General features: G+C 68.2%; 19 protein-coding genes. 3 read left to right on the top strand and 16 right to left on the bottom strand.

Annotation, left to right across the window (positions count from 1 at the left end; all coding sequences use genetic code 11):
- Window positions 1-5: 5 nt before the first annotated feature.
- The 13 genes from ABL838_RS01315 to ABL838_RS01255 form a co-directional block, all read right to left on the bottom strand.
- Complete coding sequence (locus ABL838_RS01315; RefSeq protein WP_418123761.1) at window positions 6-1,187, bottom strand: fumarylacetoacetate hydrolase family protein; 1,182 nt, start codon at window positions 1,185-1,187, stop codon at window positions 6-8.
- A gap of 101 nt (window positions 1,188-1,288) precedes the next feature.
- Window positions 1,289-5,041, bottom strand: a complete 3,753-nt coding sequence (locus tag ABL838_RS01310; RefSeq protein WP_418123760.1) for a molybdopterin cofactor-binding domain-containing protein — start codon at window positions 5,039-5,041, stop codon at window positions 1,289-1,291.
- Window positions 5,038-5,538 carry a (2Fe-2S)-binding protein gene (locus ABL838_RS01305; RefSeq protein ID WP_126022494.1) on the bottom strand — a complete coding sequence of 167 codons (501 nt, stop codon included), beginning with the start codon at window positions 5,536-5,538 and terminating at the stop codon, window positions 5,038-5,040. The genes ABL838_RS01310 and ABL838_RS01305 overlap by 4 nt, the downstream gene beginning before the upstream one ends.
- Entirely contained in the window at window positions 5,516-6,676 is a 1,161-nt protein-coding gene (locus tag ABL838_RS01300; protein WP_418123759.1) for an ABC transporter substrate-binding protein, read from the bottom strand. Before ABL838_RS01300 ends, ABL838_RS01305 begins: the two co-directional genes overlap by 23 nt.
- Window positions 6,677-6,731: 55 nt before the next feature.
- Window positions 6,732-7,457, bottom strand: coding sequence for a bifunctional nicotinamidase/pyrazinamidase (pncA, locus tag ABL838_RS01295; protein WP_184640486.1), 726 nt, complete (start codon window positions 7,455-7,457; stop codon window positions 6,732-6,734).
- A 162-nt stretch (window positions 7,458-7,619) separates the two neighbouring features.
- Window positions 7,620-8,354, bottom strand: coding sequence for an ABC transporter ATP-binding protein (locus tag ABL838_RS01290; RefSeq protein WP_418123758.1), 735 nt, complete (start codon window positions 8,352-8,354; stop codon window positions 7,620-7,622).
- Window positions 8,351-9,151 carry an ABC transporter ATP-binding protein gene (locus tag ABL838_RS01285; protein ID WP_126022497.1) on the bottom strand — a complete coding sequence of 267 codons (801 nt, stop codon included), beginning with the start codon at window positions 9,149-9,151 and terminating at the stop codon, window positions 8,351-8,353. Before ABL838_RS01285 ends, ABL838_RS01290 begins: the two co-directional genes overlap by 4 nt.
- Window positions 9,148-11,088, bottom strand: coding sequence for an ABC transporter permease (locus tag ABL838_RS01280; RefSeq protein ID WP_418123756.1), 1,941 nt, complete (start codon window positions 11,086-11,088; stop codon window positions 9,148-9,150). The genes ABL838_RS01285 and ABL838_RS01280 overlap by 4 nt, the downstream gene beginning before the upstream one ends.
- A gap of 81 nt (window positions 11,089-11,169) precedes the next feature.
- On the bottom strand, window positions 11,170-12,375 hold the full coding sequence (locus ABL838_RS01275; protein ID WP_418123754.1) for an ABC transporter substrate-binding protein: 1,206 nt from the start codon (window positions 12,373-12,375) through the stop codon (window positions 11,170-11,172).
- A 74-nt stretch (window positions 12,376-12,449) separates the two neighbouring features.
- On the bottom strand, window positions 12,450-13,034 hold the full coding sequence (locus ABL838_RS01270) for an amino acid synthesis family protein (RefSeq protein ID WP_126022500.1): 585 nt from the start codon (window positions 13,032-13,034) through the stop codon (window positions 12,450-12,452).
- A 44-nt stretch (window positions 13,035-13,078) separates the two neighbouring features.
- A complete protein-coding gene (locus ABL838_RS01265) occupies window positions 13,079-13,720 on the bottom strand; it encodes an amino acid synthesis family protein (RefSeq protein WP_301506502.1) in 642 nt (213 codons plus the stop codon).
- Between the two features lie 21 nt (window positions 13,721-13,741).
- Window positions 13,742-14,659: a UPF0280 family protein gene (locus tag ABL838_RS01260; RefSeq protein ID WP_126022502.1), complete on the bottom strand. Its 918-nt coding sequence runs from the start codon at window positions 14,657-14,659 to the stop codon at window positions 13,742-13,744.
- A 2-nt stretch (window positions 14,660-14,661) separates the two neighbouring features.
- Window positions 14,662-16,275 (bottom strand): 6-hydroxynicotinate reductase, encoded by a 1,614-nt coding sequence (locus tag ABL838_RS01255; protein WP_184640495.1) that lies wholly within the window; start codon window positions 16,273-16,275, stop codon window positions 14,662-14,664.
- A 323-nt stretch (window positions 16,276-16,598) separates the two neighbouring features.
- On the opposite strand from ABL838_RS01255, the gene ABL838_RS01250 reads away from it, so the two are divergent.
- The 3 genes from ABL838_RS01250 to ABL838_RS01240 all read left to right on the top strand — a co-directional run bounded on the left by ABL838_RS01250 (window position 16,599) and on the right by ABL838_RS01240 (window position 19,388).
- Window positions 16,599-17,372, top strand: coding sequence for a ferredoxin--NADP reductase (locus tag ABL838_RS01250; protein ID WP_184640497.1), 774 nt, complete (start codon window positions 16,599-16,601; stop codon window positions 17,370-17,372).
- Window positions 17,373-17,487: 115 nt separating this feature from the next.
- Window positions 17,488-18,234, top strand: coding sequence for a TetR family transcriptional regulator (locus ABL838_RS01245; RefSeq protein ID WP_126022505.1), 747 nt, complete (start codon window positions 17,488-17,490; stop codon window positions 18,232-18,234).
- Entirely contained in the window at window positions 18,189-19,388 is a 1,200-nt protein-coding gene (locus tag ABL838_RS01240) for an amidohydrolase family protein (RefSeq protein ID WP_126022506.1), read from the top strand. Before ABL838_RS01245 ends, ABL838_RS01240 begins: the two co-directional genes overlap by 46 nt.
- Window positions 19,389-19,407: 19 nt before the next feature.
- On the opposite strand, the gene ABL838_RS01235 is transcribed toward ABL838_RS01240, so the two are convergent.
- Genes ABL838_RS01235 through ABL838_RS01225 form a run of 3 tightly spaced genes read right to left on the bottom strand, consistent with a single transcriptional unit; the run spans window position 19,408 to window position 22,630 of the window.
- Window positions 19,408-19,809: a GtrA family protein gene (locus ABL838_RS01235; RefSeq protein ID WP_126022507.1), complete on the bottom strand. Its 402-nt coding sequence runs from the start codon at window positions 19,807-19,809 to the stop codon at window positions 19,408-19,410.
- Window positions 19,806-20,819 carry a glycosyltransferase family 2 protein gene (locus tag ABL838_RS01230; RefSeq protein WP_418123750.1) on the bottom strand — a complete coding sequence of 338 codons (1,014 nt, stop codon included), beginning with the start codon at window positions 20,817-20,819 and terminating at the stop codon, window positions 19,806-19,808. The genes ABL838_RS01235 and ABL838_RS01230 overlap by 4 nt, the downstream gene beginning before the upstream one ends.
- Window positions 20,816-22,630, bottom strand: a complete 1,815-nt coding sequence (locus ABL838_RS01225; protein WP_418123748.1) for an ArnT family glycosyltransferase — start codon at window positions 22,628-22,630, stop codon at window positions 20,816-20,818. Before ABL838_RS01225 ends, ABL838_RS01230 begins: the two co-directional genes overlap by 4 nt.
- Between the last annotated feature and the right edge of the window lie 37 nt (window positions 22,631-22,667).

Genomic DNA, 22,667 nt, shown 5'->3' with positions numbered 1-22,667 from the left:
GCCAATCAGAGCAAACCGCGCGCAGCTAGATTGCGCATCAACGCACTGATACCAAAAGTCCACATCGGCGCCTTGTCCGAATGCATCACGCGATTCACCAAGGCACCGAGTTCCGGTGCGGCAATGCGCACGCGGTCCCCCACGACGTGTGTGAATCCTTGCCCAGGCCCGTGACGATCTTGTGTCGGTGCGAACATCGTTCCGAGAAACAACATGAAGCCGTCCGGATAAGCGTGATTGGCTCCTATCGTCTGCGCCACGAGGTCGAGCGGGTCGCGGCTGATCTTCGACAGCGAACTCGAGCCCTCCAGGGTGAAGCCTTCGGGCCCCGTCACTTCCAGCTCGACGGTGATGCGCCTCACGTCAGCAATACCGAAGTGTTCATCGAACAGGCGAATGAACGGGCCGATCGCGCACGACGCGTTGTTGTCCTTCGCCTTGCCCAGCAGCAGCGCGCTTCGGCCTTCGAAGTCGCGAAGGTTCACATCGTTGCCCAGCGCCGCGCCCAATGTTTCGCCGCGGCTGTTCACCGCGAGCACGACCTCGGGCTCCGGGTTGTTCCATGCGGAGCCCGGATGAATGCCGACATCGGCGCCGGTACCGACGGCTGAAAGTACGGGCGCCTTGGTAAAGATCTCCGCGTCGGGCCCGATGCCGACCTCCAGATACTGCGACCAGGCGCCCTGCGCTATCAGCACTTGCTTGACCTTCATCGCCTCGGGCGAGCCGGGAACGATGTCCGCGAGGTTGTCGCCGAGCACGCTGCCGATGGCCGCTCGCGTGGCTTCCGCCTTCGATGCATCGCCGCGCGCCTGCTCCTCGATCACGCGCTCGAGCAGGCTCGCAACAAATGTGACGCCGCTCGCCTTGATGGCCTGCAGGTCGCATGGCGCGAGCAGCCAGGGCTTGCCCGTGTCGCGCGCGGCCTCGTCGCTGTTGGCAAGGGCTTCGTCGAGCGCGGCAATGCGCGGCGCGCTCCTGAGTGCGGCGCGAACCGCTTCCGCAGGTGGTGTGTTGCCTTCGAGCAGATCGCTCATGGTGGGAGCGAGCTTCGACAGGTCGTGCAGGCCACCTTCGTGAACTGCGACCAGCACGGGGCCCACGCCCGGATGCCAGAGACGGCCGATGAGCGTGGCGCGTCCGGCGTCGCGGGGCAGGCTGGAAGAAGTGGAAAGATCGAGCGGCATGGCGTGGTGTCTCCGTGATGAATGTGGCTGCTACGTTGCATCGTAGCGGCGCACGCAGAAAACAGCCCGCTCGGCCGGCTCGGCACTCCTTGTCTACGGCCTCAGTGCCCCGGCGTCGCGCGCACGCGCGCCACCTCGGCAGGCAGGTCGGTCCACGCGGGCTCCTGCGGCGCGAAGCGTGCGCGCATGTAGCCGGCAAGCTCGGCGATCTGCCGGTCGTCGAGCACATCGCGGAAGCCGGGCATGAAGCCGATGTCGCGGCTCGCCGGCTCGCGCACGCCGTCGAGGATGGTGCGCAGCAGGTTGTCGGGCCGCGCGCTCGTGAGGTTGCTGTTGAGCGCGAGCGGCGTGTTGACGCCGAGCAGCGTGGGCCCGTTGCCGTCGTGGTGGCAAGAGGCGCAGGCACTGTCGAACATGCGCTGTGCGGGGCCCAGCAGTCGCCCCTGCGTGCGCGCCGCGTTGCCCACAACCTGTTGCGCGACAGCGGCAGGATCCGCGGCCGGCGCGGGGTTGAACGAGCCCAGATACGTGGCCATCGCGCGAATGTCCTCGTCCGGCACCTGCGCGAGCTCGCGCACAACCTCGGCCATCGGCCCGCCCGCGACGCCGTGCCGCTGCGTGTGGCCGTTGCGCAGGTAGCGATACAACTCGTCGGCATCCCACGGCACCGCCGACTTCGATGCCAGCTGCGTGAGCGCCGGCGCCTCCCAGCCATCGACCATCGCGCCCGACAGGAAGGCACTGCCGCCCTGCTCCGCGCCCAGCGCATTGCGCGGGGTATGACAGGCGCCGCAATGCCCCAGGCCGTTGACCAGATAGGCACCACGATTCCACTCCGCGCTCTGCGTGGCCACGGGCTGCATCGGCGCCGGGTCATGGAAGAGCGCGTTCCAGCCGGCCATCAGCGGGCGAATGCTGAATGGAAACTTGAGCTCGGACTTCGGCGTTTCCGCCCGCACGGCGGGCAGCGACATGAAGTACGCATACAGCGCCTGCAGATCGTCGTCGCTGGTCTTCGCGAAAGCGGTGTAGGGGAATGCGGGATACAGATAGTGCCCGTCGCGCGAGACGCCCTCGCGCATCGCACGCTGGAAAGCGCTGAAGGACCAGCGGCCCAGGCCCGTCTCGGCATCCGGCGTGAGGTTCGTGGTGTAGAGCGTGCCGAAGGGTGTGTCCATGGCGCGCCCCCCCGCGTTGGCCATGCCGCCGGGTGCCGTGTGGCACACGGCGCAATCGCCGACCGAGGCGAGCACCCAGCCACGCTCGATGGTGGCCTGGCTGTAGACCGGCGCGGTGAGCGACACCGGCGCGATGGCCGATCGCCAGCCGAGCAGGCCGGCGATGACGCCGATGCCACCGACAACCAATGCAGCACCAGTGGCCCGCAGCCCCTTGCGCCGAGGCCAGACCGCATTGCTCCTTCCGGCACCGGGGGAAGGCCCGGATGGGGGCACGACGGCATCACCATTCCCACGCAGCTCGCCTCCCCCGCCATCTCCCGGAGGAGCCGGAGGCAGCAAGCCCTTGTTCAATTCCGCGAGCACCGTCTCCGGCGTGAACGGCGGCACCCTGAAGCGCACGCCCGTCGCATCGAAGATCGCGTTCGCGATCGCCGCAGTGCCCGGCACCGACGACGACTCGCCCGCGCCCAGCGAAGGCTCGCCGGGCCGCGGCATGTGCATCACCTCGATCACCGGCACTTCGCGGAAGTTGATGATCGGGTAGCCGCCCCACTCGCGGCTGGCGACCACGCCGGAAGGCAGGACGCCAGGCAGCTGCGCACCCGTCGCCGCATCCTGCTGCTGTTGCTGCGGCGCGAATTCCACGCGCTCCTTCAGCGCGCGGCTCGTGGTCTGGATCACGTTGCCGTGTACCTGGTGCTCGACGCCCGCCGGGTTTACCAGCAACCCCGCGTCGTGCCCAACCACCACGCGGCGCACATGCACCTCGCCCGTCTTGCGGTTGACCTCGACGTCGGCCACCCACGCGGCCCACGCCGCGCCGAAGCCCGGCCACTTGCTGTGGATGTAGCGTGCGTACGCAAAGCCCTGGCCGAAGAGGATGTCGCCGCCCTCGCCGAGCCCGCCGTCGGCGTTCTCCTGCGGCCCGGTGCGCATGCGCCAGCCGGCCTTCTGCGCGGTGGCCTGCACGAGCTCGACGGCGCGCGGGTCTTCCAGGTACCGCAGCCTGAACTGCACCGGATCGACACCCGCCGCCGTCGCCAGTTCGTCGATGTAGGACTCGTGCGCGAACGAACTCGGCAGCGCCGACACGCCGCGCAGCCACGAGGCGCGCACGATCGGCGCCATGTCGTTAACCTTCACGCGCAGGTTGTCGTAGCTGTAGGGCGGGCGGGCGGTGCGGTCGCCCATCTCGAAGGCCTGCGCCACCGGCTCGATGGTGCGCGTGAGCAGCAACGCCAGCGTGGGCGCGCCGTTCGAGGGATACGAGGTTTCGAAATCGTAGGCGGCGACGTTGCCGTCGGGCATGAGGCCGCCGTCGATCTCCATGAGCTGCGCCGCGCCCTTGGGCTCCCACGCGTGTTCCTGCTCGCGCGTGAGCTGCACTCGCACCGGCGCGCCGACGGCGCGCGCGAGCAGCGCGGCATCGGCGGCCACGTCGTCGGCGCCGTTGCGGCCGTAGCAGCCCGCCGCCTCCATGCGGACCACGTCGACCTGCACGTCGTCCACGCCCATGAGCTTCGCGAGATCGGCGCGCAGCACGTGCGGGTTCTGCGAGCCGGTCCAGCAGCGCAGTTGCATGCCGCTGCCGTCGGCGGGCTGCCAGTCGGCCAGCGCGCACGAGGGGCCGATGGAGGCATGCATCTGGTAGGGCCACACGTAGGTGCGGCGCATGGGCTTCGCGGCCGATGCGATGGCGCCGTCCACGTCGCCTTCGTCGACCAGCAGACGCTGCGTCGAGGGGTTGTCGCGCAGGGCCTGGGCGAGGTCGCCCAGGTCGGGCATGCCGGGCCACGGCTTCCACTTCACGCGCAGCTCGCGAAGGGCCTGCTCGGCGTGTTCCTCGCGCTCGGCCACGATGCCGACGAAGTCGCGGATGACGACCACCGCGCGAATGCCGGGAATGTGCGCGATCGACGATTCGTCGACCGACTCCAGCGTGTTGCCGATGAACTCGCCGTGGTCCGCGCCGGCATACGGCGGGCGCACCACACGGCCGTGCAGCATGCCAGGCACCCGCATGTCGTGCACGAACACGAGCTCTCCCGCGAGCTTGGCCGGGATGTCGACGCGCGCCTGCCGCGTGCCGACCACGCGGTAGTCGGCCGGGTCCTTGGGCTTCGCCTGCGGATCGAGCCGCAGCACGGTGCGCTGGCCGGCGACGAGTTCGGCATAGCTGACGTGCCGGTCGGGCAGCTCGGCGACGCGCACCACGCCATTGCGCATCTGCAGCGCATCCGCGGCCACGCCCAAGCGCTCGGCAGCACGCGCCAGCAGCCATGCACGCGCCTGTGCCGCCGCCAGCCGCAAGGGCTGCGCATGAATCTGGATCGACGCGCTGGCGATGGTCGCGCCCTGGTTGGGCGCGCGCGCGGTGTCGCCGAGCATCACGCGCACGCAGGGCATGCCGAGGTCGAGTTCCTCGGCCACGATCTGGCCCAGTGCGGTCTGTATGCCGGTGCCCAGGTCGACGTGCCCGTTGAGCGCCGAGGCGCTGCCGTCGTCCCATACCGCAAGAAGAATCTCGTCGCCCTCGACGGGGTTGCCGGCAACGAAGGCCGGCTGTCCCTTGGCGGGCACCGGCGCGGCCGGCGTCTCGCGTACCACCAGCAGCACGCCGTCTGAGGCGAGGAATTCGGCGCGCGTGCGCGGAAGATCGGCGCGGCGCGTCATGTGGCGGGTTGCTCGCGCATGCGCACCGCCGCGCGCTGCACCGCATCAAGAATCTCGATGTGCGTGCCGCAGCGGCACAGGTTGCCCGAAAGCTCGCCGCGGATGCGCGCCTCGCTGGCCTGCGGGTCGCGCGCCAGCAGCGCAGCCGCCTGCATCACCATGCCGTTGAGGCAGTAGCCGCACTGCGCGGCCTGCGCATCCTCGAAGGCGGCCTGCACCGGATGCCAGCTGCCGCGCGAACCCAGTCCTTCGAGCGTGGTGATGGCGCGCCCCGCCACGCCGTGCGCCGGAATCACGCACGAGCGCGCGGCCACGCCATCGACGTGCACGGTGCATGCGCCGCACTGCCCCAGCCCGCAGCCGTACTTGGGACCGTTCAGCCCCAGGTCGTTGCGCAGGAGGTGCAGCAGCGTCGCCTCGCGCGGAACTCCTGCTATCGATTGCGCCCGGCCGTTGACCAGCAGGCGCAGCGGCTCAGCGCCGCAACTGGCCGTCACGGGCGTATATCTCCAGATCGACGAAGGTCGAGCCGTTGTGGTTCTTCGCGCTGTACTCGATGGGGAAGTCGCCGAAGCGCGTGCTGCCGATGCTCTCGAGGCCGGCGATGAAGCTGTCGCGCGTGGGCGCCTTGCCGGCGCGGCGCAGGCCCTCGACCATCACGCGCGCGACGATGTAGCCTTCCAACGCGGTGTAGCTGTCGATCTTCTCGCCGAACTCGGCGCGGTCGCGCTGGTAGTCGGCCACGATCGGCACCCGCAGCGCCTGCGGCGGCGGCACGATGCTGGCCGTGACCAGGCCCGCGAGCTTGCCTTCGAGCCGCTTGGCCGAGCCGGCCGCGTCGGTGATGCCGACGGAGAGCGTGTACAGCGGTGCGCCCACGGCGTTGGCGCGGTAGTCGCGCATGAACACTTCGACCATGCGCCCGGCCATGATCATCACGACCGCGCCCGGCTTCGCGTCGGCCAGGCCGGTGACGACCTGCCTGGCGTCTTCAGCTGTTATGGCCAGCGGGAAGGTCTTGAGCACCTTCACCTTGTAGTCGGCCGCCAGCTCCTCGCAGGTGGCGAGGTTCGACTTGCCGAAGGCGCTGTCCTGGTAGACCACCGCGATCGACTGGATGCCGATGGTCGAGAGGTGGCTGATGATCTTGCGCAGCTCCAGGTCGTAGCCCGCGCGCACGTGGAACAGGTAGCGGTTGACCTTGGTGCGGAACGACGTGGTGCCCACCAGCGGCGCGAACATCGGCACGCCGGCCTTCTCCGCCAGCGGCATCGCCGCCGCGAGGTTGCCGGTGGCCACGTAGCCGGTGAGCGCGAACACCTTGTCCTCGTCGATCAGCTTGGCGGTGTTGACGGCCGTCTTCGCGGGATCGTAGGCATCGTCGTAGGTGATGAGCTCGATCTTGCGGCCGTTCACGCCGCCCGACTTGTTGACGCGGTCGAAGTACAGCTTGATGCCCGCGCGGTAGTCGATGCCGAAGTCCTTCGCCGGTCCGCTGAACACGGCCGACTGGCCGATGCGGATGGTGGTGTCGCTCACACTGTTGTCCGCGCGCGCCGTGCGCAACAGGCCGGGACCGAAGGCCAGGGCGGCGCCGCCCGCGACCATGGCGCGCCTTGTGATGGAAAGTTTCATGCGTCGTGGATCCGTGTGTTGCCCGTTCTTTTCGTTCTTCTTCACGGCGGCGCGCTCAGGCGGTCTGGATGTCGGCCGACTGGATGCGCTTGACGCCCTTGGCCGTCATCTGCTTCCAGGCCGCCGCCAGCGAGCCGTTGAGGTCGATGCCGCGCGTGGCGTCCTCGATCACGTAGGCCTCGAAGCCGGCCTTGCGCGCGTCCATCGCGGTCCAGGCCACGCAGAAGTCGGTGGCCAGGCCGGTGACGAACACGGTCTTGATGCCGCGCGCCTTCAGGTAGCCGGCGAGGCCCGTGGCCGTCTTGTGGTCGGCCTCCTCGAAGGCCGAGTAGCTGTCCATGTCCTTGTGGAAGCCCTTGCGGATGACCAGCTGCGCGGTGGGCACCTTCAGGTCCTTGCCGAGCGCGGCGTCGTCGGTGCCCTGCACGCAGTGGTCGGGCCACAGCACCTGCGTGCCGTAGCTGAGCTTGGTGGTCTCGAAGGGCTTCTTGCCGCTGTAGGTGCTGGCGAAAGATGCGTGGCCCGCCGTGTGCCAGTCCTGCGTGACCACGATGTTCTCGAACGCCGGCGCGAGCGCGTTGATCACCGGGATGACTTCGTTGCCGCCCTTCACCGCGAGCGTGCCGCCGTCGAGAAAGCAGTTCTGCACGTCGACCACGATCAGCGCCGCCTTGGCGCCGGGCTTGATCTTGCCGGCCGCGAAGGCGTTGAAGCCGAGACTGCCGAGGCCGCTGGCCAGCCCGAGGCCGGCGGCGGATTTCACGAGGGTTCTGCGATGCATGGCGTGGACTCCTGGTAGGACTGGAAGGGGAACTTGAATCAGGACAAGAGAAACTTTCCAGGAACACCACGGAACCAGCTTTGCCGGGCCGTCGGTGTTGCCCCCTGCAAGGGGGTTGGCGAAGCGACACGAAGTGCGCGAAGACTGGGGGTGTGCTTCATGCTAGACACTCAGGTAAGCGCGGCGGACTTCGTCGTTGGCCGCAAGCTCGGCCATGGTGGCGTGATAGCGGATCTGCCCCTTCTCGAGCACATAGGCGCGGTCGGACACCAGCTCGGCGAAGTGCATGTTCTGCTCCGACAGCAGGATGCTCACGCCCTGCGCCTTGAGCTCCAGGATCATGTTGGCCATCTGCTCGACGATCACCGGCGCCACGCCTTCGGAAGGCTCGTCGAGCAGCACGAGATACGGGTTGCCCATCAGCGTGCGCGCCACGGTCAGCATCTGCTGCTCGCCGCCGCTCATGCGCCCGCCCGGGCGGTTGGGCATCTCGCCGAGGTTGGGGAAGAGCTTGAACAGGCGCTCGGGCGTCCACAGCGGCGCGTCGCTGCCGTCGGCCCAGCGGCGCGCGGCCTGCCGGCCGACCTCGAGGTTCTCCATCACCGTGAGATCGGTGAACACGCGCCGGTCTTCGGGCACGAAGCCCAGGCCCAGGCGCGCCGCATGATGCGGCTCGCTCTTCGAGATGTCGTGACCCAGGAAGCGCACCGCGCCGCGGCGCTTGGTGAGCATGCCGATCAGCGCCTTGAGCGTGGTCGACTTGCCCGCGCCGTTGCGGCCCATGAGCGCGACCACTTCGCCGCGACGCACTTCGAGATCGACGTCGTAGAGGATCTGCGCGGCGCCGTACCAGGCGCACAGTGCCTTGGCCTGCAGGAGAGGTTCATGCGTGCTCATACTGCTTCTCCAATGGCTGCGGCCTTCTCGGCGATCTTCTTCTCGAATGTCTTGCCGGTGCCGAAGTACACCTCCTGCACCTTGGGATGGTCGCGGATCTCGAGCGGCTTGCCCTGGGCGATGAGGCGCCCGCGCGCCAGCACGATCATGCGGTCGGCGTACGCGAACACCACGTCCATGCTGTGCTCGGTGAAGAGCACGGCCATGCCGCGCTGGATGACGAGTTCCTTGGTCAGCGCCATGAGCGAGTTGCGCTCCTTGGGCGCCATGCCGGCGGTGGGCTCGTCCATCAGCAGCAGCTTGGGCGAGTTGGCCATTGCGATGGCGAGCTCGACGCGCTTCACGTCGCCGTAGGCCAGCACACTGCAGGGCCGGTCGGCCTGCGACTTCATGCCGACCTGGTCGAGCAGCGCCAGAGCCTCCTCGCGCTTGTGGTCGGCGGCACGGCGCCATGTGGAAAAGAGCTTGCGGTCGTGCGACAGCAGCGCCATCTGCACGTTCTCGACCACGGTGAGCGAGGCGAAGGTCTCGGCGATCTGGAAGGTGCGGCCCACGCCCATGCGCCAGATCTCGCGCGGCTTGCGGCCCACGAGTTCCTGGCCATCGAGCGTGATGGAGCCCTGGTCGGCCTTCAACTGGCCGTTGACCATGTTGAAGGTGGTCGACTTGCCGGCGCCGTTGGGCCCGATGAGCGCGAGCAGCTCGCCGGGCGGCAGCTCGAAGCTGATGCCGTCCACGGCCTTCACGCCGCCGAAGGACTTGCCGAGGTTCTCGACCTTGAGGAGCGTGTTGCTCATGCCTTCACCTCCTCGAGCTTGGCCTTGGCTCCGGTCTTTTCGGCTTCACCTTCCTTCGGCGCGCGCCAGCGGTCCGCAAGCTGCTTGATGGAGCCCGCGATGCCCTGCGGGAACAGCAGCACCAGGATCAGGATGATGGCGCCGAGCATTGCGCGCCAGTAGTCTGTGTTGCGCGCCACGGTGTCGTGCAGCCAGGTGAAGGTGACGGCACCGACCACCGGGCCCGCGAGCGTCTGGATGCCGCCGAGCAGCACCATCACGAGGCCGTCGACCGACTTGCCCACCGACAGCGTCTCCGGTGAGATGCTGCCCTTGGAGAAGGCGAAGAGCGCACCCGCCAGGCCCGCCACGGTGCCCGCGATGATGAACGCCACCCACTGCATGCGCTTGACGTCGATGCCGATGGCGTCGGCGCGCAGCACCGAGTCGCGACCCGCGCGCATCGCGTAGCCGAAGGGCGAGAACAGCACGCGCCGCAGCCACCACACGCCGAGGCCCACGAGCACCAGTGTGAGCCAGTAGTAGGCCTGCTTGTCGGAAAGCCACTCGGAAGGCCACACGCCGGTCAGGCCGTTGCTGCCGCCGGTGAAGCTGTCCCACTGGTAGGTGATGGCCCAGGTGATCTGCGCGAAGGCGAGCGTGAGCATCGCCAGGTACACACCCGAAAGCCGCACCGCGAACCAGCCGTAGACGAAGGCGCCGAGCGCCGCCACCAGCGGCGCGACGATCAGCGCGAGTTCCATCGGCAGGTGCAGCGCGCGCACCAGCAGCGCCGCACCGTAGGCGCCGAGGCCGAAGTACGCCGCATGGCCGAAGGAATGCATGCCGGCCGGCCCCATGATGAAGTGCAGGCTGGTGGCGAAGAGGGCCGCGATCATCAGGTCGATCATCAGCACCGTGGTGTAGGGCGAGTTCACCGTCAGGAACGGCAGCACCGCCAGCACCAGCGCGAAGACTGCGGCCGCCACCACATAGGCCCTGCCCGGGCGGCGCAGCGGCTCTTCCTGCATGCCCACGTAGCGGCTGGGTGCCTGCGGACGGCCGAACAGGCCCCAGGGGCGCCACACCAGCACGATGGCCATCACGAGGAAATCGACCATCAGCGTGAGCTTGGAGAACGAGACGTCAATGCCGAAGATCTGCACCACGCCGAGCCAGATGCACACCGCCTTGATCTCGGCGATGAGCAGCGCGGCCATGTAGGCGCCGGGCAGCGAGCCCATGCCACCCACCACCACGACCACGAAGGCGGCGCCGATGGTGTTCAGGTCCATCTCCAGCGTGGCGGGTTCGCGCGGCAACTGCAGCGCGCCGCCGAGGCCCGCGAGCAACGCGCCGAGCGCGAACACTGCCGTGAAGAGCCAGGCCTGGTTGACGCCCAGCGCACTGACCATCTCGCGGTCCTGCGTGGCGGCGCGCACCAGCGTGCCGAAGCGCGTGCGGGTGAGCAGCAGCCACACGAGGCCCAGCACCACCGGGCCGATGACGATCAGGAACAGGTCATAGGAAGGAAACTGCCGCCCGAGGATCTCGACCGAGCCCTTGAGGCCGGGCGCGCGCGGACCGAGCAGTTCGTCGGGGCCCCAGAGCCACAGCACCGCATCCTTGATGACGAGCACCAGCGCGAACGTGGCCAGCAGTTGGAACAGCTCCGGCGCCTTGTAGATGCGGCGCAGCAGCAGCACCTCGATCAGCGCACCGAGCACGCCGACCGCCAGCGCGGCGATCAGCAGCGCAGGCCAGAAGCCCAGGCTCGAGCCCAGCTTGTCGACGAGCGTGTACGCGAGATAGATGCCCACCATGAAGAACGAACCATGGGCGAAGTTGACGATGCGCGTCACGCCGAAGATCAACGAGAGACCGGCCGCCACGAAGAAGAGCGAGGACGCGCCGGCCAACCCGTTGAGCAACTGAACAACGAAGCCAGAGAAGCTCATAAGGACCCTGAGGAAACTGGAGACGTCCGCATCCGCGCCCTAATGCGAAAAGGCAGCGAATGCGGTGGAGGTGCCGTGCGGTCAGTCCGCAGGGCGCATCTTTTTCACTTCTTCGTCGCTCGGCTGGAACTTCGCGCCATCGAGGTAGACGTAGTCGACCATCACACCCTTGCCGCCGTCGTTCTTGGTCTTGCCGACATAGGCGCCCATGGTGGACTGGTTGTCCTGCGCGCGGTAGCTGATCTTGCCGAAAGGCGTGTCGACCTGCAGGCCCTTGAAGGCGGCCACGAGCTTCTCGGTGTCGGTGCCGCCGGCCTTCTTGATGCCGGCCGCAATCGAGTGGATGGCGCTGTAGCCGACCACCGAGCCCAGGCGCGGATAGTCCTTGAACTTGGCCTGGTAGGCATCGAGGAAGGCCTTGTGCTCGGGCGTCTTCACGCCGCTCCACGGGTAGCCGGTGACGATCCAGCCGTTGGGCGCCTCGTCCTTCAGTGGGTCGAGGTACTCGGGCTCGCCTGTCAGCACGCTCACCACCTCGCGGTCCTTGAAGAGGCCGCGCGTGTTGCCTTCGCGCACGAACTTGGAGAGGTCGGCACCGAAGAGCACGTTGAAGATGGCGTCGGGCTTGGCATCGGCCAGGGCCTGCACCACGCTGCCCGAGTCGACCTTGCCCAGCGGCGGCGCCTGCTCGGCGACGAACTCGACGTCGGGCTGCGCGGCCTTCAGCAGCGTCTTGAAGGTGGCGACCGACGACTGGCCGTATTCGTAGTTGGGGTACACGAGCGCCCAGCGCTTCTTCTTGAGCTTGGCGGCCTCGGGCACCAGCATCGCGACCTGCATGTAGGTCGAGGGACGCAGGCGGTAGGTGTACTTGTTGCCGTTGCTCCAGACGATCTTGTCGGTGAGCGGCTCGGCGGCGAGATAGAAGAACTTCTTCTGCTTGGCGAAGTCGGTCAGCGCCAGGCCGGTGTTCGACAGGAAGGCGCCGGCCAGCACGTCGATCTTCTCGCGCGAGATGAGCTCCTCGGCCACGCGCACGGCGTCGCCGGGGTTGGCGTTGTCGTCACGACTGATGAGCTCGATCTTCTTGCCGTTGATGCCGCCCTTGGCGTTGATCTCGTCGACCGCGAGCTCCATGCCCTTCTTGTAGGGCTCGAGGAAGGCGGGCTGCGCCTTGTAGCTGTTGATTTCGCCGATCTTGATCACGCCCTGCGCGTGCGCGGGAACGAGGGCCGAAGCCAGCGTGACGACGGAAGCGGCGCAGAAAACATGGCGCAATGGATTCATCGAGAAGCTCCTAGGGGTTAAGGCAGAAAGAATTCGAGTTGTGCGGACGCGGGGGCTGTGCGGTGCGTCTGTTTTCAGCGCAGGCCGTCTTCGCCCTTGATTTCAGAAACCTGCAGGCCGCCGATGCGCGGCAGCGGACGGCCGCTGTCGGTGACGGCCACGGCCACCACGATCTCGTTGGCGCGCGGCGCGTCGCTCACGCGGGCTTCCACCGCGTCGAAGTGGCTGCGCACGAAGGCGGCGTCCTTGTGGCCCAGCGGCACGTCGATGGCGGTGCCCAGCGTGCCCTGCTTCTTGGCCGAGGGCACGAGCGCGGCGCCCTTCTCCACTGCAACGCGCAGCGGCGCGCCCAGCTTGGGATGCAGGATGGCGGCGGCATGCTCGAGCTCGCCGCGCTCGCCGACGATGGCGGCCTTGCCGTAGCTCTGCGCCTGGCCGGGCTCGATGCCCAGCGCCTTCACGGCCTTCTGGCCCAGCAGCGCGCCGAGTTCCTCGCCGATGGCGATGAGCTCGTCGAGGTTCTCGCTGTAGCGGCCCGCGTAAGGGTTCTCGATGACGGCGATGGCGACGGCGCGGCGCGTGGGCGGCGTGATGTCCTTGCCCATTTCCTTGCGGGTTTCATCGACCTGGACGACGAGCTTGCGGATGTTGGCGGTCATGTTCTGTGTGTTCCTTGTCTTGTCTCTGTGCGGGTCTTCGCGGGTCAGCGCAGGCCGTCCCACTTGCTGATGTCTTTCGCGAGCAGCCCGCCCACGCGGGCATGGATGCGGTAGCCGGTGCTCATCGCGAGGATGAAGACGATCTCGTCGGCCGCAGGCGCGCCGGGCACGCGCACCTCGATGGCGTCGAACTGGCCGCGCACGTAGCTGGCGTTGATGTTGGTCAGCGGCACGTCGAGCGCGGCGCCGGGCGGGCCGACCTTCTTGGTCGAAGGCACGATCGAGAGCGCGTTGCCGGGCTGGCCGGTTTTTTCCTCGGCCTTGCCAGCGGTGTAGGCGGCGCGGCTGCCCTTCCAGCCGAGCAGTTCGCGCATCGCGTAGCCGCCGGGCACGTGCCACAGCGCGCCATGCTCCAGTTCGCCATCGGCGCCGACGATGGCGCCCTTGCCGTAGGTGGCGATCTGCTCGAGCGGCACGTCCATGGCGGCATGCAGCCGGTGCGCCATGTCGACGCCCACCGGGTCGAGCAGCGCCATCATCGGCAGGATGTCGGGCTCGTAGCGGCCCGCGAACGGATTGGTCAGCACCGCGCCGATGGCACCACGCACCAGCGGGGTGTCGGCGCGCGGTCCGAACTCGTGGTGGATGTGCTCGACCTGGGTGAAGACGCGGCGGATTTCGATCATGAAAAAGAACCTTGCTTTTCGTTAAGCAAATACTGAACCAACGGATTTCGGCGACTCTGCATCGAGCGCCTTCGAGCATAAGGGTTCGACAAGTCTCCACTGCCCCTGGCAAACGAGTAGAGCGGCCCATACGAGCCCTCCTTTTTGCAGGACCTTGGCGCATATCGCGCCCGTATCGAGTGCGCTGCGCACCTGCGCGGGGGCCAGCGCGGGCACGTCGACGGTGACGAGGGTGTCGCCGAGGTCGCTGTCGTCCTTGCACTCGCTCGCCGGGCGGCGCGCGATGGCCTCGTCGTCCACGTCGACGGCGTTGGCGATCACTGTCGCGGCGGCATCGGCCTGCGCTGCGGTGGCGGCCAGCACCGTCACGCTGTCGGCGATACCCAGCGAGAAACTGCGCCCGCGCCAGCCGCTGGTGGCGACGCCGCGCACGGGCTGGTCGGCGCGCAGCTCGAACTGGCCGTCGGTGGTAAGGACGCCGCCTTCGCCGGCCAGATGGCCGCGCAGGTCGAAGCGCGCGATGTCGGCGAACACGCCCACGCGCGCGGACTGCCCCGGCGCAAGATGCAGCGCGATGTCGCCGCCGTTGTTGATCCACGCGCGCTCCACGCCGGGGCGCTCGTAGAACGCGATGAGTTCCTGCGCAACCGAGCCGGCCACCGCCGCCATCGGTGTGATGAACATCGGCGAAAAAGCGGCGCAGGCATCCCACATGCGGCGTGCCACCACGTTGCGCGGGCGCATCTTGTCCACGACGGGCAGGCGCAGCAGCGGCAGCTCACGCACGAGCTCGTCGAGCACGTGGACGAAGCGCGCCCACGCCGCGTCGTGCGCGGCGGCCACGGCGTACGGGTCGCCATGCGCCTCGGCCACGATATCGATCGGGCCGTGGTTGAAATGCCAGCGGCTCTTGTCGAGCGCTGTGCGTTGGGCGGACATGATCAGCCCAGCATCGGGGCGTGGCCCAGGGGCCACGGGTTGGCGTCGTCCACCGCGAGCCATTGGCGCGCGAGCGGTGCGCCGTCTTCCTGCCATGCACCGCGAGCGAGCGCCTGCTCGAGCGGGAAGATGTGTTCGACGTGGCCGCCGAGCGCCTCGTAGTCGTCGCGCCGCATGCTGAATTCGATGGGCGCGACGATGGCCGGCGTGGGCACGGTGCCGAAGCTGTTGTCGGGCATGCGCATGACGTCGGCCATCACCGTGATGCCGCCGCCGGGCCACACATAGGCCGGCGCGCCGCCGCAGGTGACGTTGACCAGCGCGCGCTTGATGGCGCGCGTGAGCAGCACAGGGTTCTCGGTGACGCCCGCGCGCAGGCTGCCGCCCGCACCGCCGAGGAACAGCACCGTGCAAAGCGACGGTTCGCAGTTCTCGCCGATGCGGTCGACGATGCGCTTCACTTCGGGCGGCATCGGCTGCTCGACGGGCTTGAGCGCGTCGTCGAGCACGTACCACTGCGCGTGCTCGCCGGTGGTCGATGTCATGAGCAGGCGCAGGCCGGGGCGGGCGACGCCCTCTTCCCAGCCCTCGATGATCGCGAGCGGATCGGCGATGTCGGTGCCGCCCCAGCCGTTGCCCGGGTTCGCCACCTGGAAGTAGCGCCCCGGCGTGGACTTGCGCCCCAGCATCTGGATGCCCGAGGGCGCCATGTCGAGGCAGCGTCCGGCCTGGTGCTCGGTGAGCACGCCGGTGATGTGGTCGTCGACCACGACCACCTCGTCGGCCACGCCGGCAAACTGGCGCGCGAAGATGCCGACCGCGGCCGAGCCGCAGCCCACGCGCATGCGCTGCTCTTCCACGCCGTTGACGATGGGCGCCTTGCCGGCCTGGATGACGAGGGTGGAGCCGCCGTCGATGGTGCACTCCACCGCCTTCTTGTTGCCCAGCAGCTGCATCAGCTCGGCCGTCATGCGGCCTTCCTTCTTGCTGCCGCCGGTGAGGTGGTGCACGCCGCCGAGCGAGAGCATCTGCGAGCCGTATTCGGCCGTGGTCACGTGGCCCACGACCTCGCCGCGGTAGCGCACGTTGGCCTGCTCGGGGCCGAGGAAGCGGTCGGTGTCGATCTTCACCTTGAAGCTGCAGTAGCTGAAGATGCCTTCGGTGACGACGGTGACCATGTCCACGCCCTGGGCCTTGGAGGCCACGATGAAGGGGGCGGGCTTGTAGTCGGGATAGGTGGTGGAGGAGCCCACGCCGGTGACGAAGACTTCGTCGGCGTGCAGCAGGTCGCCGTTCCAGTCGGGGCTGGCGGGGGCCTCTTCGGCGCCGGGCCGGTTGAAGGGCACCAGCGCGGGCTTCTCGCTCTCGACCGTGCGGCGCAGCAGCACCACGGGATCGACGCGCACCAGCACGCCCTCCTTGTTGGCGTAGCGGTCGCAGGCGCCGGTGCGGCCGTCGGAGATCTGGCAGAGCACCGGGCAGGCGTTGCACTCGACCTTGGCCGTGCTCATGCGCTCGTTGCGCAGCGGCGCCTTGCCGAAGGCGCTGCTGCCGGCTTCGGCCACCACGGGCATGTCCATGCCGGGGAGGCCATCTGTCTTGGTGTGTTCTGTCATCGGGGCGATCTCGTGGGCGTTCGGTGGTGAGCGAAAGGCAAATCCAGGCTGCCGGGGTTTGCAACAAACGTGCCGTCCGCCCGCTTGTGCATCGACTTCCGTTTGTGTAGCATTCCCTACACTTTCATGTTGCATTCACTACATCAAAGGTCAATGTAGCAAACGGGCCCGATGCTTGCAATGGTGTTTTCTCGCGGTGTTCATCGGGGTTTCTCCGACCAACGACAATGGAGGGTTCGGAGCCGGCCGGCGGCTTGCGCCCCAAAGGCGTGCACGCAGGCTCAGCCAACCTCCCCTGTTACCAACCAACTCTTGAGTTCCGTATGAGTGCATTCAGCGAAGAACGCGTCCTGAGCGTCCACCACTGGACCGATCGCCTGTTCACCTTCACCACCACGCGCGACCCGGCGCTTCGCTTCTCCAACGGTCATTTCACGATGATCGGCCTGAAGGTCAACAACAAGCCCCTGCTGCGCGCGTACAGCATCGTGAGCCCGAACTACGAGGAGCATCTCGAGTTCCTGAGCATCAAGGTGGAAGACGGCCCGCTGACCTCGCGCCTGCAGCACATCCAGGTGGGCGACACCATCATCGTGGGCCGCAAGCCCACCGGCACGCTGCTGATCGACTACACGCTGCCTGCCAAGCGCCTGTACCTCTTCGGCACCGGCACCGGCCTCGCACCGTTCATGAGCATCATCCGCGACCCGGACACCTACGAGAAGTTCGAGCAGGTCATCCTGGTGCACGGCGTGCGCCAGGTCGACGAACTGGCCTACCACGACCTCGTGACCGACCACTTGCCCAAGCACGAGTTCCTGGGCGAGATGATCGAGAAGCAGCTGCTGTATTACCCCACGGTCACGCGCGAGGAGTTCCGCAACCAGGGCCGCATCACCGACCTGATCGAGAGCAACAAGCTCACCGACGACCTCGGCCTGCCGCCGCTGAACGTCGAGGAAGACCGCGTCATGCTGTGCGGCAGCCCCGGCCTGCTGGTCGACCTGAAGCACATCCTGGAGGCTCGCGGCTTCAAGGAAGGCAACACGTCGACCCCCGGCGACTACGTCGTCGAGCGCGCCTTCGCAGAGAAATGAAAGCCCCCCGGCTTTTCACTCGCTGCGCTCGTGTAACTCCACCCCCCATGGGGGAGGCGCGGTCCGCCTTGGGGCGGCCCGGCGGCGACCGCCTCGCCCTTCATTCCGGCCGCTGATGGAACGCAAGGCAGTCACCAAGCCGCAGCGCCGCACGGGCGTGCGCGAGGCGGCTGCCCAGGCCACGCGCGACAGCATCCTGAAGGCCGCGACCAAGGTCTTCGCCAGGTACGGCTACGACGGCGGCAGCGTGGAGAAGATTTCCAAGGCCGCGAAGTCGTACGACCGGATGATCTACTACTACTTCGGCAGCAAGGAAGGCCTCTTCATCGCGGTGCTCGAAGGCATCTACCAGCGCATGGACGACGCCGAGGCCGCCATCGCGCTCGACGCCTCGCGGCCGGTGGACGCGCTCACCGAAGTCATCCGCTTCGTGCTGGGCTATTACCGCAAGAATCCCGAGTTCGTCACGCTGCTGAACACCGAGAACCTGCACAAGGGCCGGCACATTTCGAAGTCGCTGCGCGCACGCGAATACTCGTCGCGCGCGGTGGCGATCATCGAGGAGATCCTGGCGAGCGGCGCCGCGCAGGGCCTGTTCCGCAAGGACCTGGTGGCGCGCGACATCTACCTGCTGATTGCCTCCACCGGCTACTTCTACACCTCCAACCGGCACACGCTCACCGCCTTCCTCGGCGAGCCGCTGGAGTCGCCCGAGGCGATCGCGCACTGGGAAGACTTCGTGATCGAGACCGTGCTGCGCACCGTGCGCGCGGACGAAGTGCAAGACAACACCCCACCCCACGAGGAAAACACGAAATGGCAGAAATCGCAGCCGGCGGCAAGTCGGGCAAGGTCGTCATAAGGAACATCGGGCTGCTGCTCTCGGGCGACATCGACAAGCCCATCCTCGATGCCGACACCATCGTCGTGAACGACGGCCTGATCGTCGCGATCGGCAAGGAAAAGGACTGCGACCTCGAAGGCGCCGTCACCGTCATCGACGCGAAGAAGACCTGCGTGGCCCCCGGCCTGATCGACAGCCACGTGCACCCGGTGTTCGGCGACTGGACCCCGCGCCAGGGCCAGCTCGGCTGGATCGACTCCACCATGCACGGCGGCGTGACCACCATGATTTCCGCCGGAGAGGTGCACCTGCCCGGCCGTCCCAAGGACATCGTCGGCCTGAAGGCCCTGGCCATCACCGCGCAGCGCGCCTTCGACAACTTCCGCCCCGGCGGCGTGAAGGTGCTGGCAGGCGCGCCCGTCATCGAGAAGGGCATGGTCGAGAGCGACTTCAAGGAACTCGCCGAGGCCGGCGTGGGCCTGCTCGGCGAAGTGGGCCTGGGCTCGGTCAAGGCCGGCTACGAGGCCAAGGAGATGGTGGCCTGGGCGCGCAAGTACGGCATCCAGAGCACGATCCACACGGGGGGCCCGTCCATTCCCGGCTCGGGGCTGATCGACAAGGACGTGGTGCTCGAGGCCGACGCCGACGTCATCGGCCACATCAACGGCGGCCACACCTCGCTGCCCGAGGCGCACGTGTGCGAGCTCTGCGAGAAGAGCTCGCGCGCCATCGAGATCGTGCACAACGGCAACGAGAAGGTCGCCATCGCGGCGGCGAAGGCCGCGCTGGAGCTCAAGTGCCCGCACCGCGTGATCCTCGGCACCGACGGCCCGGCAGGCTCGGGCGTCCAGCCGCTGGGCATCCTGCGCATGGTGGCGATGCTGTCGTCCATCGCGAACATACCGGCCGAGCTGGTGTTCTGCTTCGCGACAGGCAACACCGCGAAGATCCGCAAGCTCAACTGCGGCCTCGTCGAGGTGGGCCGTGCCGCCGACTTCGTCTTCATGGACCGCGCGCAACATTCGCCCGCGCCGGGCCTGCTCGAGAGCGTGCAGCTGGGCGACATCCCGGGCGTGGGCATGGTGATGATCGACGGCATCGTGCGCTGCGGCCGCAGCCGCAACACGCCGCCTGCGACGGAGATTCCGGTCGTCGTCTCGGGCGCGCACTGAGCGCGCCGCACCGCCGGCCTCAGCCGTTGCGGTGAGACCGGAAGACGAGATAACGCGCCGACAGGAAGTTGGCGCTCATGCCCGCGAGGCTGCCCAGCGCCACGCCGAGCGCCGCGGCCCAGCGGCCTTCCACCCAGTGCAGCGTGAGCACGTAGGCACCGTAGTTGAGCACCGCGCCCGCGGTCATGGTCGCGAGATAGCCCAGGTATTCGCGCCAGATGGAACGGCCGGCCGCCGCGCTGGCCGCGAAGGTGTAGCGGCGGTTGAAGGCCCAGGTGGTGGTCGCCGCCGCGAGGAACGACACCACGCGCGCCGCGTACCAGCCCAGCAGCGGCGCCAGCAGGTACAGCACCACCACGTCGACCACGAGCCCGATCACGCCGACGGCGGCGAAGACGAGGAACTCGCGGCCTATCTTCATCGTGGGCCGGCCGCCAAGCCGCGCGACACCCGTTCGCGCACGCTCGGAATCGCGAGGTAGCTCAGCCGCTTGGCCTCACGTCGGCCCAAGGTGATGGCTTGCATGATGACGCCGCACACGAAGGACAGCATCGCCGCCAGCATCGCCCCGGTGGCCAGCACCGCGGTGGGCAAGCGGGGCACCAGCCCGGTCTGCACGTAGGTCATGAAGACCGGCACGACCAGCGCGACCGACATCAGCGCCAGCAGCGCGCCGATGATCGAAAAGAACTGCAGTGGCCGTTCGCTCACGAACAGCTTGCAGATGGTCTTGAGGATGCGCCAGCCGTCGCGGTAGGTCGAGAGCTTGCTCACCGAGCCTTCGGGACGCGTGCTGTAGGCGGTGGCTTCCTCCGCATAGGGCATGCGCAGTTCGAGCGCGTGCACGGTGAGCTCGGTCTCCGTCTCGAAGCCCCGCGACAGCGCCGGGAACGACTTGGCATAGCGCCGCGAGAACACGCGATAGCCCGAGAGCATGTCGGTGAGCCCGCCGCCGAAGAGCTGCGCCACCGCGCCCGTGAGCATGCGGTTGCCGAAGCGGTGGCCCGCGCGGTAGGTGTGCACGTCCTGGCCGTCGTCCACGCGGCTGCCGACCACCATGTCGAGGTTGTCGTTCACCAGACGTTCGACGAGGCGCGGCGCGGCGCCCGCGTCGTAGGTGGCGTCGCCGTCGGTCATCACGTACACGTCGGCGTCGACGTCGGCGAACATGCGCCGCACCACGTTGCCCTTGCCTCGCAGGGCCACGTGGGTGACGGTGGCGCCGGCCGCGCGCGCCACGGCGGCCGTGTCGTCGCTGGAGTTGTTGTCGAAGACGTGGATGTCGGCTTCCGGCAGCGCGGCGCGAAAGCCCCGAACCACCTGTTCGATGGCCAGCGCCTCGTTGTAGCAGGGGATGATCACGGCGACGCGCAGGCCGCTGCCTCCGAGGCCTTGCCGGGTACTGCTGGAGATGTCTGCCGCGTCGTTCATGGTGCGACGGGAAGGATACGGTAGACCCGGCTGCCGTCCTTCTGGTATTCCACGGCGAAGTACTTGTCGAAGTCGATGCGCGCGGTGAAGACCGGCACCACCGAATCGGGCAGCACGATGGCAACGAAGCCCATGCCCGAGAGCTTGCGCGCGAGATCGCCGCCCGACAGGCGCCCGAAGTCGGTGTAGCGCCAGGGCCCGAGGGTGTCGCCCCAGATGGGGTTGGGGCCGTAGTAGATCGCCTCGTTCAGCGCGATCTGATAGACGCGACCCTTGGCGTTGCGCCGCAGGTAGTCCATGGCCGCGTAGCCCGGCACGTGCTTGCGCAGCACGGCTTCACGGGCCTCCGGCGTGGTGGCGACCAGCGCGACCTTGGCAGCCGTCTGGCGCACGGAAACCGCGGCCAGCACCGCCAGCAGCAGCACGATCGCCCAGTCGCCCACGCGGGCCGGGGTACGCGCGGTGACGGCGGCGGGCGGAACGTCGGCTGCCGCACCCTTGCCCCCGGCCAAGCGGCGAAAGCCCGCGGCGATCCAGCCGAACACCACCTGCCAGCCGACGGCCGCGATGGCCGCCAGCAGCGGGAACGAGGCCGTCAGGTAGCGCGGATAGCGCGAGGTCGCGACCCAGACGACCACCGAGTACAGGCAGAACCAGCCGGCCGCGCGCACCGCCGCGGAGCGCTTCCACAGCGGGCTGAACGGCGCGAAGAACACCGACCACAGCAGCGCGTTGGGCAGCTCGGCATGCACGCGCACGTCGGCCACCTGCTGCACGTAGTCGGCCGGCGTCCATTCGGTGAAGCCGAACACGCGCGCGCCGATGGGGTTGAAGGGGTCGCCGGTCATGATGGCATTGCGTGCGTACCAGTACACGCAGGGAATCAGGAAGCAGGCGAACATCAGCGCCCAGGCCTTGAGGCTGCGCTCGTGGCGGAAGACGAAGGGCGCCACCAGCGGCAGGAAGACCAGCGCCTGGTACTTCGAGCCCGCGGCCACGCCCAGGCAGAAGGCTGCCAGGCCGAGCCAGCGGATGCCACCGTGCACAGGCTTGCCGACCTCGGACTCGCGCCACCACCACAGCGCCACGCAGGCCGAGAGCACGAAGAGCGCCACGCCCATGTCGATCAGCGCGTTGGAGTAGTCGCCGAGCCCCAGCCAGATGGCCGCGCCGATGCACGCGGTGAGCCGGCCGGCATGCAGCATGCCCAGGCGGTAGACCATGACCACCGACAGCGCTCCGGCCAGGCCGTTCAGGAAGTGCGGCAGCACGTCGTCGCCCAGCTGCAGCGCACCGGCATACAGCAGGTTGTAGTTGTACGGGAACCAGGGGTAGCGCAGCCAGTCGTGGATGCCCAGCGAGCCTTGCTCGGCGACCTGCTGCGCATAGGGCAGGTGGTACATCAGCTCGTCGAAGGCAATGGGCGGCGCGAGCGGGGCGGCCAGCGCGGGCAGCACGACCAGCGCCAGCGCGATCGCCGCGACGCGCTCGACGTAGCTCCAGGGCGCCGCGGGCGGGTTCGCGAGCAACAGCGTGCGCCGCTCGCGCAGCCATGAGGGCAACTGGAGCGCCGCGGCTGCCACGCCGACGGCGACGATCGCCGCGGTCGCGCCGGGCCTGAAGGCTCCGAAGATGGCCAGGGCCTGGAAGGCGCAGATGAAGATTCCCACGCCCAGGGCCACGGCCATGGCGGCTTCGAGCCCCGCGTCGCGGCGCGGGGGAGGCGCGAGGCGGCCCAGCAGCGCGCGTCCATAGCCCCAGCAGCCCGTCACGAAAACCGCCAGGGCCGCGTAGTGCGCGGCTGCAAACATCAGCTTCTGAATAACGACTCCCGGTGCCGGACGGCCG

Origin of the sequence: Variovorax sp. 160MFSha2.1, assembly GCF_048305075.1 — a bacterium.
GTDB classification, from domain to species: domain Bacteria; phylum Pseudomonadota; class Gammaproteobacteria; order Burkholderiales; family Burkholderiaceae_C; genus Variovorax; species Variovorax guangxiensis.
This window is presented reverse-complemented; position numbering and strand designations above follow the sequence as displayed.